The 15,490-nt window shown below is 60.3% G+C and carries 18 protein-coding genes; 9 read left to right on the forward strand and 9 right to left on the reverse strand.

Annotated features, from left to right (window positions below; translation table 11 throughout):
* Window positions 1-74 precede the first annotated feature (74 nt).
* Genes NW843_RS01190 through NW843_RS01205 form a run of 4 tightly spaced genes read right to left on the reverse strand, consistent with a single transcriptional unit; the run spans window position 75 to window position 2,273 of the window.
* Window positions 75-392 carry a 2Fe-2S iron-sulfur cluster-binding protein gene (locus tag NW843_RS01190; protein WP_011434371.1) on the reverse strand — a complete coding sequence of 106 codons (318 nt, stop codon included), beginning with the start codon at window positions 390-392 and terminating at the stop codon, window positions 75-77.
* Window positions 392-649, reverse strand: a complete 258-nt coding sequence (locus tag NW843_RS01195; RefSeq protein WP_414406460.1) for a DUF1816 domain-containing protein — start codon at window positions 647-649, stop codon at window positions 392-394. Before NW843_RS01195 ends, NW843_RS01190 begins: the two co-directional genes overlap by 1 nt.
* Window positions 650-671: 22 nt before the next feature.
* Window positions 672-1,808: a 23S rRNA (guanosine(2251)-2'-O)-methyltransferase RlmB gene (gene rlmB / locus NW843_RS01200; RefSeq protein ID WP_414521874.1), complete on the reverse strand. Its 1,137-nt coding sequence runs from the start codon at window positions 1,806-1,808 to the stop codon at window positions 672-674.
* A gap of 33 nt (window positions 1,809-1,841) precedes the next feature.
* The gene (locus tag NW843_RS01205; protein ID WP_011434368.1) at window positions 1,842-2,273 is read right to left on the reverse strand and encodes a ribonuclease III domain-containing protein; all 432 of its coding nucleotides are present in this window, start codon (window positions 2,271-2,273) and stop codon (window positions 1,842-1,844) included.
* 208 nt (window positions 2,274-2,481) lie between these two features.
* Between NW843_RS01205 and NW843_RS01210 the strand changes: the two genes are divergently transcribed.
* Window positions 2,482-2,682 (forward strand): hypothetical protein, encoded by a 201-nt coding sequence (locus NW843_RS01210; protein ID WP_041436874.1) that lies wholly within the window; start codon window positions 2,482-2,484, stop codon window positions 2,680-2,682.
* Between the two features lie 6 nt (window positions 2,683-2,688).
* Here NW843_RS01210 and NW843_RS01215 read toward each other — a convergent pair whose 3' ends face one another.
* From NW843_RS01215 to NW843_RS01225, 3 genes are all read right to left on the reverse strand, one after another.
* Window positions 2,689-3,177 (reverse strand): photosystem I reaction center protein subunit XI, encoded by a 489-nt coding sequence (locus NW843_RS01215; protein ID WP_414521875.1) that lies wholly within the window; start codon window positions 3,175-3,177, stop codon window positions 2,689-2,691.
* A 100-nt stretch (window positions 3,178-3,277) separates the two neighbouring features.
* Entirely contained in the window at window positions 3,278-3,397 is a 120-nt protein-coding gene (locus NW843_RS01220) for a photosystem I reaction center subunit IX (RefSeq protein WP_011434365.1), read from the reverse strand.
* A 52-nt stretch (window positions 3,398-3,449) separates the two neighbouring features.
* Window positions 3,450-3,995, reverse strand: coding sequence for a Photosystem I reaction center subunit III (locus NW843_RS01225; protein WP_414342216.1), 546 nt, complete (start codon window positions 3,993-3,995; stop codon window positions 3,450-3,452).
* Window positions 3,996-4,200: 205 nt separating this feature from the next.
* Here NW843_RS01225 and tsaD point away from each other — a divergent pair, with 205 nt between their 5' ends.
* On the forward strand, window positions 4,201-5,301 hold the full coding sequence (gene tsaD, locus NW843_RS01230; protein WP_414521876.1) for a tRNA (adenosine(37)-N6)-threonylcarbamoyltransferase complex transferase subunit TsaD: 1,101 nt from the start codon (window positions 4,201-4,203) through the stop codon (window positions 5,299-5,301).
* Here tsaD and mnmG read toward each other — a convergent pair.
* Window positions 5,259-7,196 carry a tRNA uridine-5-carboxymethylaminomethyl(34) synthesis enzyme MnmG gene (gene mnmG, locus NW843_RS01235; RefSeq protein WP_414521877.1) on the reverse strand — a complete coding sequence of 646 codons (1,938 nt, stop codon included), beginning with the start codon at window positions 7,194-7,196 and terminating at the stop codon, window positions 5,259-5,261. The genes tsaD and mnmG overlap by 43 nt on opposite strands.
* Before the next feature lie 497 nt (window positions 7,197-7,693).
* Between mnmG and thrC the strand changes: the two genes are divergently transcribed.
* From thrC to NW843_RS01265, 6 genes are all read left to right on the forward strand, one after another.
* A complete protein-coding gene (gene thrC, locus NW843_RS01240; protein WP_414521878.1) occupies window positions 7,694-9,034 on the forward strand; it encodes a threonine synthase in 1,341 nt (446 codons plus the stop codon).
* 104 nt (window positions 9,035-9,138) lie between these two features.
* Window positions 9,139-9,660 (forward strand): fasciclin domain-containing protein, encoded by a 522-nt coding sequence (locus NW843_RS01245; RefSeq protein ID WP_414521879.1) that lies wholly within the window; start codon window positions 9,139-9,141, stop codon window positions 9,658-9,660.
* A gap of 36 nt (window positions 9,661-9,696) precedes the next feature.
* On the forward strand, window positions 9,697-9,972 hold the full coding sequence (locus NW843_RS01250) for a ubiquitin-like small modifier protein 1 (RefSeq protein ID WP_011434358.1): 276 nt from the start codon (window positions 9,697-9,699) through the stop codon (window positions 9,970-9,972).
* A 26-nt stretch (window positions 9,973-9,998) separates the two neighbouring features.
* On the forward strand, window positions 9,999-10,577 hold the full coding sequence (locus tag NW843_RS01255; RefSeq protein ID WP_011434357.1) for a DNA-3-methyladenine glycosylase: 579 nt from the start codon (window positions 9,999-10,001) through the stop codon (window positions 10,575-10,577).
* 16 nt (window positions 10,578-10,593) lie between these two features.
* A complete protein-coding gene (locus NW843_RS01260; RefSeq protein ID WP_414521880.1) occupies window positions 10,594-11,973 on the forward strand; it encodes a peptidase C39 family protein in 1,380 nt (459 codons plus the stop codon).
* Window positions 11,974-12,295: 322 nt separating this feature from the next.
* Window positions 12,296-14,245 (forward strand): NHL repeat-containing protein, encoded by a 1,950-nt coding sequence (locus NW843_RS01265; protein WP_414521881.1) that lies wholly within the window; start codon window positions 12,296-12,298, stop codon window positions 14,243-14,245.
* Between the two features lie 45 nt (window positions 14,246-14,290).
* Here NW843_RS01265 and NW843_RS01270 read toward each other — a convergent pair whose 3' ends face one another.
* Window positions 14,291-14,728, reverse strand: coding sequence for a hypothetical protein (locus NW843_RS01270; RefSeq protein WP_414521882.1), 438 nt, complete (start codon window positions 14,726-14,728; stop codon window positions 14,291-14,293).
* Between the two features lie 210 nt (window positions 14,729-14,938).
* On the opposite strand from NW843_RS01270, the gene NW843_RS01275 reads away from it, so the two are divergent.
* A complete protein-coding gene (locus tag NW843_RS01275; protein WP_414424837.1) occupies window positions 14,939-15,472 on the forward strand; it encodes an adenine phosphoribosyltransferase in 534 nt (177 codons plus the stop codon).
* Window positions 15,473-15,490 lie beyond the last annotated feature (18 nt).

A 15,490-nucleotide genomic window follows, 5' to 3' on the forward strand; every position in this document is an offset into this window, starting at 1 on the left:
GGTACAGTGCGGGGCTTAGCTACCCCCACACCCCCATAAGCTAACAAGTAGACCTGAACAGAAATCCGGCACGGTTAGGAGCCAAACTGCAAACGGTAAACCTCTTCCTCTTGATCGGTCTCCACCTCCAAATCGGAGGTAGCATAGGCTACACACAGCAGCACAAACCCTTGGGCCTGCAGTTCTGGCCCAATCCCCATTGCCTCTGTCTGAGTCACAGATCCCGACTTCAGCCGCCCCGCACAGGTGGTGCAAACCCCCGCCTGACAAGAGGAAGGTAGCTCTATCCCGTGTTCAAGAGCAGCTTGTAAAACCGTCTGATCCGCAGAGGCAGGGAAGCGGTAGGTTTGGCCGCGGTGATGAAGGGTTACTTGATAAGCCGTAGCAGACATCAGGAACGGGCTCCCGACGGAGTACGGGTCACCGTCAGAGACTGTGGCTGGCGCATTTTCTTCACCAGAGCCTGGATCTTTTTGGCTCCTTCCTTTTGCAGGTCGGCGATGTAGTGGCCTTTGAGCCGCTCCGCCTCAGCTTCATCGGAGAAGGGGCCGTAGTAGTAGGTGCAGTCCTCGGTGGTGATCTCGATCCAGACCGATAGGCCGCGCAGCTTATCCAACAGATTGGCCAAAGGGTTGCTCACGGGATCCATCCCCCATTATCAAGTCTCGCAATCATTGGATGTCCTTTTGCAATCCCCTAGATTCTACTACTTTTATTGACGATTTGTTGAGGAATGTATCAACCTCAGGGCGTTTGAGGTGGTGGGGAGAGCGCTGCCGGTGGATTTCGTAGAGGGCAATGCCGGCGGCCACAGAAGCATTCAAGCTTTCAGTACGGCCTGCCAAGGGAATGGACAGCAGTTGGTCACAATGGCGCTGTGTGAGCAGGCTAATCCCTTCCCCCTCGGATCCCACCACCAAGGCAATGGGCCGTTGAAAATCGGCTCTATAGATGAGGTCAGTCCCTCGGCTGGTGGTGCCATAAACCCAAAACCCCTGCTCTTTGAGGTATTCCAAAGCCCGATTCAAATTCACCACCCGCGCCACCGGCAAGGTGGAGAGGGCTCCCGCCGCTACCTTCATCACCGTCGAGGTTACCCCTGCTGCCCGCCGTTGTGGGATCACCATCCCCTGCATGCCAAAAGCCTCCACACTACGGGCAATGGCTCCCAAGTTATGGGGATCCTGGATCCCGTCTAGGACTACCAGCACCGGATTGGGGCCGGCCTGCCGGCTTCTTTCCACCAAATCCTCCAGGGCCACGTACTGATAAGGCGTGGCTTGGGCAGCGATACCCTGGTGGTTGGCGCCAGCCGTGAGGGCGTTCAGCCGCTTTGGAGACACTTCGTCGATAACGGTGCCCCGCGCTTTGGCCTCTTCCAACAGAGACAAAAATTGGGGGCTGTAGCGCAACTTCGGCAAGATCCAAACCCGATTGAGGGTGGCTTGACTTTTCAAAGCAGCCAGTACTGTCTGGCGACCGTAGATAATCTCTTGCTCCAGCTCGGTCTCCGGATTCCCGTCGGCCTGAGGCTGAACTTCCCCTGGCAAGATCCCTGTCTCGCCAGTGGAGAGGCCGGGATCCAGCTCGCCTACTGGTTGAGGAGCCATCTTGCCTTGGGGCCACTGCCGTTGCGCGTCGCGACGGATGGGCTTCACCGGAGCCTCTTGGGTGGCAAGCTTGGGATCCCCGTCTCGGCGTTTGGGCCGCTGTACCCGCTTGCTAACGGATTGCCCTGCCCTTCGCGGCTGCAGTTTGCCCGAGCGAGACAGCCGTGAAGCAGGTTTGCGCTGAGAAGTCTTGGGCATGGGCGTGGAAGATGGAAAGACGGAAAGACTATCCTAACCTTCCCACTCGCCTAGGGTCTCAGCCAAAACATCAGTGAGGGCGAGGATATGGCGCAGCCGTTCGGGATTGGCCAGGTAGAGATAGCCCAGAACTGTTTCCAGGCCGCTGGCGTTTTGGTAATCGGCCAGAGGCAGATGCCGGGGTGGGCGACCGCAGCCATTGCGACCCCAGCGGACAATTTCCTGCTCTTCGGGGTTGAGATGGGGCAACAGGGCCAACAGCAGCTTAGCTTGAGCCGAGCCGCGCACCCGCCTCACCACCTGCTGATGATAGCGCTCCAGTCGATCCGGAGGAAATAGCCGTTGCCGCCGCACATGCAGTTCGTAAATGGCGTCTCCCAGGTAGGCCAAGGCTGCGGGCGATAGGCGGCGAATCTCGGCCAAGGAGGGCCTTTCGGAAGTGGGCTCGAACAGCAGATCGTTCACAGCAGCTCACGAAAGATAGGCAGAAAAAATGTCTAGAACCGCTGTCATCGGCTCATTGCAGGATTCAGTCCATGCTAAGACAAGCTTCCTCTGGTCTGCTAGCCTGACTCGCGCTCTTTCCCCCCTTGCAGGTGATTTGGATCACGAGGCCCAGAGAGAAAAGGTGCTATCGAGTAGACAGGGCAAAGCCGGTTAAGGGGCTGATGTTATGAGCCTTGAAAAGCCAGTTGGAGTTACTGCCAAGAATCTGGAGAGCAAAATCCAAGAAATTGTGGGTGAGCTGGCCAGCGATCAGCGTGAAAGGCTGGAAGGTAAGGCCGAGCAAACAAAGGCAGCCACCCACCCTGGAGTCGAGGATGCTCGAGAAGCGATTAAAGACGTTGTGGATGATCCAACGGATGGCCAATAGCTCCAGTTAAGATGCGGGGACAAGGAGATCTGCATTCAGCAAAAGCAGGTAGGCGACGACCGCCCCCCCCATGCCCCCTACCAAGAAGCCGGCAGCCAATTCGCTCCAAGATTGGGATCCCCCTACCGGCCCTATGTTGCGCTGCGAAGTGACAGTGCCGTAGAGAGAAAGGGCCGCCGTCAGAATCAAGATCAGGCCACAGGCTCCCAAAAAGCCGCTCAGCAGACCGATGGGCTCGTTGCGCAGCGGCCCCAGCTTGGCAAAGGGGCCTACCAGCCAATAGCCGTGGGCCATACCGATTTCCAAGCCCCGCCAAATGGAACTCAATCCCGGTCGGTTGATGGGCAGCCAGTCGATCAACAGCCGGACAACAGGCGCGTGGTTGATCGGTGTCCAGAGATCCCCAATTTGCGGATCTCCCTCAGGGACGGTGACGTATCCCTTATTCATGTTCAACCTATTCAACGGAGCAGGATCGACATTGGGTTCGACCATTTCAGCAACTCTGTGTCCAGTTCAAAGGAGGATGGAAAAAAGCCTAAAAAAGCAGGGATCCCACTGGGCGTAGGTTGCGCTGGGGATCCCTGGCCTACACTCAGAACGTCAAAATGTCGGGGAAGAAGCGATTGATCTCGATGAACAGGGCAAAAACAAAGCTGGAAAACAGGATAAATGCCACCGGAGCAGTGGTGAGAAACTTGGTGAAATCAGCCATAGACGCCTCTCAAAAGTTAAATAAATCGAGTTAGAAAGCCGGGCTCAGCTCCTCAGCGGGGGGAGATGGGCACAGCCGCTTCCGGCTCTCGAATTTCGCCGCTGGCAATTTCCTTAAAAGCAGCAGCGGGCCAAGCCAAAGCCGTGAGGAAGCACCGCAGCGCCAGCGGTACATCGATCAGGCTCTCTTTCATCTCGGGGCTATCCTCATCCCGAACCGCGATCAGGTAAGAACGCCCGGCCCAGCCCAGCCAACCGGCAATATACAGGAAGAGCAGACCGGGGATGAGAAACTCGCCCGCATGGTTCAACCGACCATCCGTAACCAGGTGGGGCAGGCCCTCTTCGCCGCAGAGCAGCTTGCTGTAGCGCTCAAAGCGCTTGCTGGTTTGGGCCAGCTTTTGCTGGTAGACGGGAGCCATAGCAGGGCTGGCGTTGAGGATCTTCTCCTCTAGGCTGCTCAGGCGTTCGTTCATCAGGGCCTGAAAGGCGGGAACTTCGCTGCAAGGTTTCAGACCAATCAAGGGCTCTGCCTGCACAGATTGGGCGAGGCCAAGCGCGATGCAAAGGGCCAAAAGAAGGCTTAAAAAGGTTCGCATAGCAGGATGTGTCCTTGAGGTAGGGGTCTAAGATCTGTCCAAATGCTAAGGGATGCTAAGTGCAGAAACAGGCACTAAACGGTTAGTATCATACTCCTGAGCGCCTCGCCCCGACGGATCCCGGGTTTTAGCTCACACAATTCTTAATTCAAGTATCTCAAGTATCCCAAAGCTCTCCTATCCCTTTTGCCCAGCCTGCTCTCCCATGCCCCGCGTCCTTGCCATCGAAACCAGTTGTGACGAAACGGCTGTGGCTGTGGTGACGGCGGATGTGGCCTGGCCGGGGTTTGCCCCGCGGCAGCTCAGCTCGGTGGTGGCCAGCCAAATCGACCTTCATGCTGCTTACGGGGGGGTGGTGCCGGAGGTGGCCTCTCGTCAGCATGTGGAAACCTTGCCCTTTGTGCTGGAGAGGGCTCTGCAACAGGCAGGATTGGAGGTGGCCGAGGTAGATGCCATTGCCGTAACCTGTGCGCCGGGCCTGGTGGGATCCCTGCTGGTGGGGCTGATGGGGGCCAAGACCTTGGCTTTGCTCCACGACAAGCCCCTGATCGGGGTGCACCATCTGGAGGGCCATCTCTTTAGCGGCTTTTTGGCCGAGCCCGATCTGCGCCCCCCCTGCCTCTGCCTTTTGGTGTCGGGGGGCCACACCAGCTTGATCTGGATGAAGGACTACGGGCAGTACCAGACGGTGGGTCGCACCCGCGACGATGCTGCCGGCGAAGCGTTTGACAAAGTGGCGCGGCTGCTGGGGCTGGGCTATCCGGGGGGACCGCAGATTGACCGCTGGGCTCAGCAGGGGGATCCAGAGCGGTTCCCGCTGCCCGAGGGCAAAGTGGAGCATCCCTACGACACAAGCTTCAGCGGCCTGAAAACGGCGGTGTTGCGCCTAGTCCAGCAGTTGCAGCAGCAAGGCCAGGAGTTGCCCATTGCCGACATTGCCGCCAGCTTCCAGGCCTGTCTGACCCATGTGCTCACCGAAAAGGCAGTGGCCTGCGCCGAGGCGCTGGGCCTCTCGACGCTGCTGCTGACGGGAGGGGTAGCTGCCAATCGGGAGCTGAGGGCCCGCCTCACAGAAGCAGCCCGGCAAAGGGGGTTGCGGGTGGTGATCCCGCCTCTAGCCCTCTGCACCGACAATGCCGCCATGATTGGGGCAGCTGGGCTCTGCCACTGGCTGCGGGGGGAGGTCTCGCCGCTGGAGCTGGGGGTGGCCTCGCGCATGCCCCTAGAAGGGATCCCTTCCCTCTACCTGGGTGGGGGCGGAGCTCACAGAGAAGAACAGACGGGATCTGCCGCAGCCGTCCTCTGACGTTGCCTCACTTCCAGGTAGATCAGCAGGGCATTGATGTCGGCGGGGTTGACACCGCCAATGCGGGCTGCCTGGCCCACGGTGAGGGGACGCACCGCCGAGAGCTTATCCCGCGACTCTTTGGATAGGGTGGGGATGGCCTGGTAGTCGAGGTCAGGAGGCAAGGGGCGATGGTACTGTTTGCTCACCTGCTCGATTTGGCTTTGCTGCCGCTGGATGTAGCCGCTGTATTTGACGGCAATTTCCGCTGCTTCCTGCTCAAAGGGATCCAGCTCCGCATCCCCCAGCCCCAGTTCCAGGAGATCGGAGTAGTGAATCTGGTTGCGGCGCAAGATCTCGGCCAGAGTGGCGGATCCCTTGATCCCCTGCCCCGTCAGTTGGCTTAGTTGGATGCCGGCCAGGTCGTGGGCCTTCACCCGCTGCGTTTCCAGGCGCTCGATTTCTGCGGCAATGCGCGCTTGCTTGGCTTGGAACAGGGCCCAGCGCCGGTCATCGATCAAGCCCCATTCTCGCCCCAGGGGGGTGAGCCGTTGGTCGGCATTGTCGGAGCGCAGGATGAGGCGGTATTCGGAGCGGCTGGTGAGCATGCGGTAGGGCTCCCGCAGTTCTTTGGTGCAGAGATCGTCGATGAGGGTGCCGATGTAGCTGGACTCCCGCGGCAGGGTGACCAGGGGCTTGCCTTGAACCAGGCGGGCGGCGTTGATCCCGGCTATGAGCCCCTGAGCTGCCGCCTCTTCGTAGCCGGTGGTGCCGTTGATCTGGCCGGCGCAAAACAACCCCTGCACCTTTTTGGTCATCAGAGTGGGGTAGAGCTGGGTGGCCGGCAGATAGTCGTATTCCACCGCATAGGCAGGCCGCAGCATGACGCACCGCTCCAGGCCAGGCAAGGAGCGCAACATCTGGATCTGGATTTTCTCCGGCATCCCCGTGGAGAACCCCTGGATGTAGAGCTCCGGCAGATCCCGCCCTTCCGGCTCAATAAAAATCTGATGGCTTTCCTTGTCGGCAAAGCGGACAATCTTGTCTTCGATGCTGGGGCAGTAGCGGGGCCCTTTGGCCTCCACCCAGCCGCCATAGACAGGGGTTTCGTGGAGATTTTCCCGGATGATGCGGTGGGTCTCTGGGGTGGTGCGGGTCAAGTAGCAATCCATCTGCTCCCGTGGCACCCACACTTCGGGGTCGAAGCTAAACCAGCGCACATCGGGATCCCCCGGTTGCCGCTCCATGACGGAAAAATCCACGCTGCGCCGATCCACACGGGCGGGGGTGCCGGTCTTCAGCCGGCCCGTTTCAAAGCCCAGTTGGCGCAGGGTGTCGGTCAGCCCTTCCACGGCAAATTCCCCTGCCCGTCCGGCAGCTTGCCAGTGGCGACCAATCCAGATGCGCCCCCCCAAAAATGTACCGGTGGTCAGGATCACCGCCCGACAGCCGAAGATGGTGCCGAAATGGGTGACCACGCCCACCACCTCGTCGTTGCGCCCCAACACCAAATCGGTGACAGTGCCCTCGCGAATCGTCAGGTTAGGCTGGTTTTCCACCACCGAGCGCATCACCCGCGCATATTCCCTTTTGTCGGTTTGCGCCCGCAGCGCCCACACCGCCGGCCCCCGCGAACGGTTGAGCACCCGCTTTTGCAAATAGGTGCGGTCGGTAACTTTGCCCATCTCGCCGCCGAGAGCATCGATTTCGTGTACCAGTTGCGATTTGGCCGGGCCGCCGACGGCAGGGTTACAGGGTTGCCAGGCGATCTTGTCCAGATTCAACGTCAGCATGAGGGTGTTACAGCCCAGCCGCGCTGCCGCCAATGCTGCCTCACAGCCGGAGTGCCCCCCGCCGACCACCACCACATCGTAGTGATCGAGAAAATCAATGCTGTCCCGTCCAACTCTGAGCATAGGGTGGCAATTCCAAAATGAATAGCCGGGATCCCCGGTCTTTTAATTTTCAGGTTATTTCAGCTCGCTTATCCAGCTTAGCGATGGCGGCAACGGATAGGGTTATTTGCGACCGGCCTGAGGCAGGCAGAGCAGTAGGGAAAGTTTTCTGTTGCCCTGGGAAATAAAGTTGGGTAGAGGCTCAGTTCCCAGCCTAAGTCACCTGATTGAAGAGTTGAAGAGACCTCAGGGCGCTGGGATCAGCTCCCCCAAGGCTGCCGATAGCAGGGGATCCCAGAGGAAAGGGCAGAGTCGCCCAAGGGATGTTGCGGCTCATACAAACACCAGACAGCCCGCCTGAGAGAGCCAAGCACCGATTCCATTATCCTCAACCGGATCTAATCCAGACTATTTTAGTCGGGTTTAGTTGACGCGGCAGATTGCGGGTGATAAGATTCCCCCCAACGATAGGTAAGTTCAATCCAGCGCCCACCCTTTCCTTCACCTTGAGGCTGCCCATGTCCCAAACTCTTTCCGAACGCCCGCTCAGCCCTGCCGATTCCCCGTTGGCCTCTGCCTTGCACAGCTCCAAGGTGGGCTTCAGCCGTTTGCGCTGTCGGGAATGTGGGGCAGAGTACGAGCCAGTCGCCAAGCACGTGTGCGACCTCTGCTTCGGCCCCCTGGAAGTGGTTTATGACTACGACTGGCTGAGGCACAGCGTCAGCCGGCAGAGCATCCAAGCTGGGCCGCTGTCTATCTGGCGCTATCGGCCTTTTCTGCCAGTAACTTCTGAAAAGCCCATCGATGTGGGCACCGGCATGACCCCGCTGGTTAAGGCGGAGCGGCTGGGTCGGCGGCTAGGGTTAAAAAATCTTTACATCAAGAACGATGCCGTCAACATGCCCACCCTTAGCTTCAAGGATCGGGTGGTGTCGGTGGCGCTGACCCGCGCCAAGGAGCTGGGTTTTACCACCGTTTCCTGCGCCAGCACGGGCAATCTGGCCAACTCCACCGCTGCCATTGCCGCCCACGCCGGCTTGGACTGCACCATCTTCATCCCGGCGGACTTAGAAGCGGGCAAAGTGCTGGGATCCCTGATTTACAACCCCACCGTCATGGCGGTGGAGGGCAACTACGACCAGGTGAATCGCCTCTGCGCCGAGGTGGCGGATCGCTACGGCTGGGGCTTCGTCAATATCAACCTGCGCCCCTACTACTCGGAAGGCTCCAAAACCCTGGCCTACGAGGTGGCGGAGCAACTGGGTTGGCAACTGCCGGATCAGGTGGTGATCCCATTGGCCTCGGGATCCCTGTACACCAAGGTTTATAAAGGCTTCCAGGAGTTTGTGAAGGTGGGGCTGGTGGCGGATAAGCCGGTCACCTTCCACGGCGCCCAGGCGCAGGGATGTTCGCCCATTGCCCAAGCCTTCCGCGAGGGACGGGACTTTGTCAGCCCTGTTAAGCCCAATACCATCGCCAAGTCCATCGCCATCGGCAACCCTGCTGACGGGATCTACGCCCTGGAGATCGCCCGCAAAACCGGCGGCCAGATCGAGACGGCTGCCGATCCGGAGATTGTTGCCGGCATCAAGCTTTTGGCCGAGACCGAAGGCATCTTCACCGAAACCGCCGGCGGCACCACCATTGCCGTGCTCAAACGCCTAGCAGAGTCCGGCCAACTTGATCCCGAGGCGGTTACAGTAGCCTACATTACCGGCAACGGTCTGAAGACCCAGGAGGCGGTTCAAGCCCACGTAGGCCATCCTCTGGTGATCTCGCCCAGGCTGGAGAGCTTTGAACAGGCTTTGGAGCGCGCCCGCACCCTGGAGCGGCTGGACTGGCAAGAGGCATCAGTATGAACTCGGTTTGCAGGGAAGACCCTCTCCATTGCCTCTTAACAGAATCTTAATGAAGAACTGTTAAGATCCCTGGCGTAGACCTATTGGCTCAGGAGCTTTGCACAATGCCTATCTTTCCTTCTGTTCAACGCCTTGTTCGCCGTTGGATCCCGTTGGCGGCTGTAGTGGCCCCGCTTGTCTTTGCTCCTGCGGCCCAGCCTCAAGGGCTAAACACCATTGCCGTTGAGCTGGAAACTTTGCCCAGCAGCTACTCGACGCTGGCGGCAGCTTTGCGGGCGACGGGCCTGAATACGGCGTTGGCAGGGCCGGGGCCGTTCACGGTCTTTGCCCCTTCCGATGTGGCCTTTGGGCAACTGCCGCCGGTTACGGTGGAGACGCTGTTGCAGCCGGCCAGCCGGGCTCAGCTCACCCGCATTCTCACGTATCATGTGGTGCCGGGGCGGATTACCTCGTTTGACCTGCGGCCCGGCCAATCGACCACTCTGACCACCTTGGCAGGGCTGCCGCTGCAGGTGCAGGTGGGATCCGATGGCAGCATCCGGGTCAACGGGGCTAACGTGAACCTGGCGGATATTCCAGTTTCCAACGGCGTGATTCACGGCATCGATGGGGTGCTGCTACCCTAGTTTTTTGATGTTGGTTAATGGACGAGGCATTGGGCTATGGCAGTCAAGGTGCTGATTCCCAACACGCTGCGGGCGCTCACCCAGGATCAGGGGGTGGTGAATTGCGAGGGATCCACCATCCGCGAATTGTTGGATGCTTTGGAACAACGCTGTCCGGGGATTAAGGCGCGGCTGTGCGATGAGAAGGGGGAATTGCGCCGCTTCGTCAACTTTTATGTGAACAGCGAAGACATTCGCTTCCTCAAGGGATGTGACACCCCTCTGCAAGATGGGGATGAGGTGAGCATCGTCCCTGCCGTTGCTGGGGGCTGAGGGCTGCCAAGCCTGCCGTGGACGCTGTGGAGTGGTTGAGCCAGCCGGCCCCGCTGGTGGCACCTGCCTTGCTGGGCATGGTTCTGGTGCGGCAATTTGCCGATGGGCTGCAGGTGCGGGCCCAGATCGTAGAGACGGAGGCCTACACGGCTGGGGATCCGGCCTGCCATGCCTACCGCCGCAAGACCCAACGCAACCAGGTCATGTTTGGCCCGCCAGGGCATCTCTACATCTATCGCATCTACGGCCTCTACCACTGTCTAAATATCGTTACCGAGCCAGAAGGGATCCCGGCGGCGGTTCTGATCCGGGCAGCTCAGTTGGATCGCCTGCCAGACTGGATCCCGGCCAACAAACAGAATCAGCCAGCACGGGCGGCGGCGGGGCCGGGCCTGCTCTGTCAAGCCCTGCGCATCGACGGATCCCACAACGGCTGGCGGCTAGAGCGGGCGGAAGCCGGCCAGGAAGGCATTTGGCTGGAGGGATCCCCCTCTTGGCAAACGCAGTTGTCCATCGTCCAAACCACCCGCATCGGCATCACCCAAGGAGCCGAGATCCCCTGGCGCTGGTACATTGGTGGACATCCGGCGGTGTCGCGCTATTAGTGGGGGCAGGCGGACAATGCTCGCAGAAGGCAGTGGCCAAAGGACTCCGTCCCGCTTACGCGAACGGCAGGGGCTGCCTGGGCTGGTCAGCGGGGTTGTGCTGCTCTTGCTGGGGTTGCCCACGTTGGCCCAGCCTGTTCCAACTTTTCCAGGACTCTTGACGATGCAAGCCCAGACCCACTCCACCTATCGCACCGGGTTTCAGCGCTGGCGGGCGGGAGAAGCTCAGGGGTTTCAGGACTGGTCAACCCAAGGGATCCGCCTGAACGCCCAAGGGCAATTGGTCTTGGATCCAGAGGGTTTGCGGCAAGAAGTCAGCCTTGAAGAGCCTGAGGTGGCGCTAAGGACTCCGTCCCGCTTACGCGATAATGCTCCGCACCGCTTACGCGAACGGGGGCGCCCTTTCTATCCCCTTGGCCCCTACTGGGTGGGAGAAGCCACCAGCCCAGCAGTCCCCACCAGCTTCCCTATGGTCGGGGCAATCGCTTCCTGGAATGCCACCACGCCCCCCGGCACCTGGTTGGAACTGTGGATTCGGGCCAAGCTTTCAGACCGCTGGACAAAGTGGTATCACGGCGGGGTATGGGCTGCGGATCCCTTGACTCTGGCCAGCCACTCAGTGCAAGGACAAGGGGATGAGGATGGCAACCTGTACACGGACTTGCTGGTGCTCAAGGATACCCTCAACGGAGCAGAAGCCTTCCAGGTCAGGGTGCGCCTGTTCACGCAAGAGCCAGGCCGTTCTGCCGTTGTGGATCAGGTGGCAGTTGCCATTTCCAACGAGCCGGTCAGGCCCAGCCGCCTATCCCCTGGGGATCCCAGCCGCTGGGGCAAAATCTTGGATCTGCCTTGGTGCTCCCAGATGGTGTACCCCGATGGGGGAGAGGTCTGGTGTAGCCCCACCTCTTTGGCGATGGTGATGGCCTACTGGAAGCGGGATCCCCGCCCCTGTGAGGTGTTGGTGCGCGCAGCAGTGGCCGGTGTGTATGACCGGGTTTACCAGGGCCATGGCAACTGGGCTTTCAACGTCGCCCATGCTGCCGAGCAAGGTTTGTCCGGCGTGGTGGCGCGGCTGGAGAGCTTGGCTCAAGCAGAAGCCTGGATCGCGGCAGGGGTTCCGGTGATCCTCAGCTATGCTTGGGGTGAGGGAGAACTGGAAGGGGCGCCAATTCCCAGAAGCAACGGCCATCTGGCGGTGCTGGTGGGGTTTGCTCGCGGCAGCGGTGCGGAGCAGTTTAGCCATGGGGATCCCATCGTCCACGATCCGGCGGCCAAAACCAACGAAGAGGTTCGCCGTACCTACCGCCGCGAACAGCTAGAGTCGTTGTGGCTGGAGCACTCCGGGGGTACCGTCTACTTGATTCATCCGCGAGAGTGGCCTGTCCCCACTCTATAGCCGAACCGGGCGAACGCGGGCAGCATCGACTTACAGCGCTACCGCTATGGCCTGGATGATTTCCTGGCCGCTGAAACTGCTATCTGGTCTTTCGGTGGGGATTTGAGTAAGGATAGATGGAGTGAGGAGTGCGACTCACCTGCGGGTGAGGATGGTTGGTCATGAATAGGAATGCGGTTCAGGGGCCAAGGCATTGGTCAAGGTGGCTCCTGCGGCAGAGAGGGTTGTGGGCAATTTTCGCCGGTTTGTACGCTGATGAAGATAAACATGGGGGTTTGGGTTCCCGCCATTTCCCAGCCTGTGGGAGAGGATGAGCTGCGTCATGCCACGACGGGTTTCCCTGAGACCGCTATCTTGGCCTGCGCTGAGTGCCTTGGTGCTGGCTCTCTCGGGCTGTGGCGAGCTTTCTTCTTCTAGTCTGTCTCCCAGCGTTGTTCCCCCTGCGGCCCTACAGCCGGTTTTAACTCCAACTCCTCTCCCTCCCTCCCCGCTTTCTCTGACTTTCGAGCAAGCCCGCCAGTCCGGCTTGTCGGTGCCCAGCAACCGCATCGTTCTGCTGCTCCAGGAACAGGGATCCGATCTGGTGGCCCAGCTACCGGCCTCAGAGGTGGATCGCTGGCTGGCTCGCACTCCCACCTGGCCGGGGGTGGAAGGGATCGACCTGAGCATTACCCTGGGCACCTATCGCCAAACCGCCACTGCCCCTCTGCGCCCAGGGCAACCGGCCACCTTCACCTTTACCAACCCCCCCGCCGGAGAAGCGGAGCTCAGCGCCATCGCCTATCGGGGATCCACCACTCTGGCGCAGGGGAAGGGATCCCTGACCCTTTCTGCCCGCTCTGGGAGTTCTGGCAGTGTCAATCGTCCTCCCCAAGACACAGAGCGCCAGCGCCGCCTTTCTATGTTGGTGCTCTCTGAGGTGGGGGTACCGCTGCTGCACACCAGCTCGGCAGCGCCCACCCTTGGCCAGCCGTTGCTGCTCTCAGGGGAAAATTTGGAGCGGGTGGAAACAGTTCTCTTTGCTGCAGCAGCCAATCCCGAGCGCATCCTGAGGGGGGAAATTCGCTCCCGCAGCGGTGACCGTTTGGTGGTGATGCCGCCTTCTTCTCTTTCCGGCTCAGTTTGGGTTGCTGTTGCGGATGCTTCCGGGCAAGGGTTGGGCACTCTGGTCTACGATTGGCCTGCCGCTACTCCTTCCCCCAGCCCCTCTCCCACCCCCACTGCTCCGGCAGCATCGGCCTGGGTGGTGGAAACTTTGCTGGATGGCCGCACCTCGCCCGCGGCAGATCCTGTCGGCAACGCCCCTGATAACACCGGCACCGAGTCCAGGATCTACCTGCAGCAAATCAGCGGCATTGCTGTGGATCCTGAAGGAGCCTTCTATTTAGCCGATAGAGCCCAGCACCGCATCTTCCGGCTGTCTCCAGAGGGGGAATTGGAAGTTTGGGCCGGCACAGGCCAAGCAGGCCGCCGCGACGGAGCAGCCAATCAAGCTCAGTTTGACTCCCCACAGGGGCTGCTCTGGGATCCCAAGGGGGGATTGTGGGTGGCCGACAGCGGCAACCATTGCCTGCGCTATATCAACCTGCAACGACAGGTGAGCACCTTTGCCGGCACTTGTATAGCCGGATACCGAGATGGGGGGCTTGACCGAGCTCAGTTCCGGGAGCCATCTGGGCTGGCTTTGGGTTCAGATGGCAGCCTCTACGTTGCCGACCGCGCCAATCGCCGCATCCGCCGCATCACCCCTGCAGGTGAAGTGACCACGGTTGCCGGCACCGGCCAGCCGGGATCCGTCGATGGCCCAGCAGAACAGGCCCAGCTCCTGCAGCCCACGGCTCTGGCGGTGGATAAGGAGGGGAACCTCTGGATTGCCGATGGACATCGCCTGCGCCGGCTCTCTGCTGGCGGACGAGTGACCACCCTCTCCGGGGCAGAGCCAGGCTATCGGGATGGCCCCCTGGCAGAGGCCCGTTTTCAAACCCTGGGGGGGCTGGCCTTCGATGCGGCAGGCAACCTCTGGGTGGCAGACCGAGACAACCATCGCATTCGTCGTCTTCAGCCTGGGGGACAAGTTTCCACCTTGGCCGGACAGAATCAGCGCGGTTGGCAGGATGGCCCCACCTCGGCAGCCCGGTTCGATCAACCTGCCGGCTTGGTAGTCTTAGCGGATGGCAGTGTGGTGGTGGTGGATGCCGGCTTGCCGGGCTTGCGTCGCATAAGCCGCGTTGCCTCTGGGCCCGCCACCCCAACTCCTGGGGGATCTCTGTAGGCTTTTGACAGGCCGCCGTCTCTCAGGTTTCACAGGGATCCCCATCTACTCAATCACCACACTCTTCGGGCCGGCGTTCACCTCTGGGCGACCCTGATTGAAGTTGGCCAGGAAGGTATCTGGATCTTTGAGGCTGAAGACCAGCTTTTTGCAGGGCACTTGCAGCCCCACCGGCCCCAGCAACGGAATAAAAAGAGGCTTTTCCTGCACCAGTGGAATGGCAATTACCCCTTGGGTGCTGGTGACCGGGCCAACGATCCCCTGAAAATCGGTGCGCACGCCCACCCCGTAGTACCAGGGCCAGGGAAAGCGCTCCCCTCGCCCCAACTCGCTCAAGGAGAACGTCTCGTTGAACAGGCTGCCCGCCCGCACAATGAGCTTGTCTTGCAGCAGATCGACATAGGCCGACTCGCTACTCACCCCAAACAGAGCCAGCGGCAAACTTGCCAGGGGATTGGAGTCGATGGCCATGTAGTAGCGCATGAGAGATCTCCGATTTTACAGATGGGCGACTAGGTGAGCCGCGGCCCCCAGCCTTGCCAATTATAAAAAATCTTCCCCGTTGCTCGACTGACCAAAAGGGATCCCATCTGCCCATTAGCTAACCGAGTATGATGGGTTGCTTGGAGCGTCCTTTGAGGACTCCGTCCCGCTAACGCGAACAGCAAGCCACTGGCCAGCGAGGAAAACAGGATGGATCTGCGAGCCCTCATTCGCTTGGTGCCCGATTTTCCCAGACCCGGCATCCTCTTTCGGGATATGACCCCCCTGCTGCAGGATCCGGCAGGCTTCCGGGCGGCTATTGAACAGTTGGCCGCCGGCACCACCGGCATGGGATCCCTAGATTATGTGGTCGGCATCGAGTCGCGGGGGTTCATTTTAGGGGCTGCTTTGGCACAACACCTGGGCTTGGGCTTTGTCCCGGTTCGCAAGCCAGGCAAACTGCCGCCGCCGGTGCTCAGCCAGACTTACAGCCTGGAATACGGCCAAGACCAGCTCCAACTGCACGCCCACGCCCTGCGGCCTGGAGAGCGGGTGTTGATCGTGGATGATGTCATTGCCACCGGGGGTACAGCCGCTGCCACCGCCCAATTGGTGGCCCAGAGCGGCGCTGAGGTGGGGGGATTTGCCTTCTTAATCGAGCTGGCCTTTTTGTCCGGCTGCAAGGCTCTTCCCCCTGGGATCCCTGCCCATGTGGTGATGGTAGAGCATGACTCTAGTCAATAATAAGCTCAACTATACTGA

The organism is Synechococcus sp. R5-12, from assembly GCF_047502655.1.
Classification (GTDB): Bacteria; Cyanobacteriota; Cyanobacteriia; order Thermostichales; family Thermostichaceae; genus Thermostichus.

Bases quoted from the DNA above. Each gene is read 5' to 3' on its own strand.
- NW843_RS01265 (WP_414521881.1), top strand. From the start codon at position 12,296: ATGCCACGACGGGTTTCCCTGAGACCGCTATCTTGGCCTGCGCTGAGT.
- NW843_RS01210 (WP_041436874.1), top strand. From the start codon at position 2,482: ATGAGCCTTGAAAAGCCAGTTGGAGTTACTGCCAAGAATCTGGAGAGC.
- NW843_RS01270 (WP_414521882.1), bottom strand. From the start codon at position 14,728: ATGCGCTACTACATGGCCATCGACTCCAATCCCCTGGCAAGTTTGCCG.
- NW843_RS01195 (WP_414406460.1), bottom strand. From the start codon at position 649: ATGGATCCCGTGAGCAACCCTTTGGCCAATCTGTTGGATAAGCTGCGC.
- NW843_RS01220 (WP_011434365.1), bottom strand. From the start codon at position 3,397: ATGGCTGATTTCACCAAGTTTCTCACCACTGCTCCGGTGGCATTTATC.
- NW843_RS01215 (WP_414521875.1), bottom strand. From the start codon at position 3,177: ATGGTCGAACCCAATGTCGATCCTGCTCCGTTGAATAGGTTGAACATG.
- NW843_RS01225 (WP_414342216.1), bottom strand. From the start codon at position 3,995: ATGCGAACCTTTTTAAGCCTTCTTTTGGCCCTTTGCATCGCGCTTGGC.
- NW843_RS01190 (WP_011434371.1), bottom strand. From the start codon at position 392: ATGTCTGCTACGGCTTATCAAGTAACCCTTCATCACCGCGGCCAAACC.
- thrC (WP_414521878.1), top strand. From the start codon at position 7,694: ATGTCCCAAACTCTTTCCGAACGCCCGCTCAGCCCTGCCGATTCCCCG.
- mnmG (WP_414521877.1), bottom strand. From the start codon at position 7,196: ATGCTCAGAGTTGGACGGGACAGCATTGATTTTCTCGATCACTACGAT.
- NW843_RS01250 (WP_011434358.1), top strand. From the start codon at position 9,697: ATGGCAGTCAAGGTGCTGATTCCCAACACGCTGCGGGCGCTCACCCAG.
- NW843_RS01275 (WP_414424837.1), top strand. From the start codon at position 14,939: ATGGATCTGCGAGCCCTCATTCGCTTGGTGCCCGATTTTCCCAGACCC.
- rlmB (WP_414521874.1), bottom strand. From the start codon at position 1,808: ATGCCCAAGACTTCTCAGCGCAAACCTGCTTCACGGCTGTCTCGCTCG.
- NW843_RS01260 (WP_414521880.1), top strand. From the start codon at position 10,594: ATGCTCGCAGAAGGCAGTGGCCAAAGGACTCCGTCCCGCTTACGCGAA.
- tsaD (WP_414521876.1), top strand. From the start codon at position 4,201: ATGCCCCGCGTCCTTGCCATCGAAACCAGTTGTGACGAAACGGCTGTG.
- NW843_RS01245 (WP_414521879.1), top strand. From the start codon at position 9,139: ATGCCTATCTTTCCTTCTGTTCAACGCCTTGTTCGCCGTTGGATCCCG.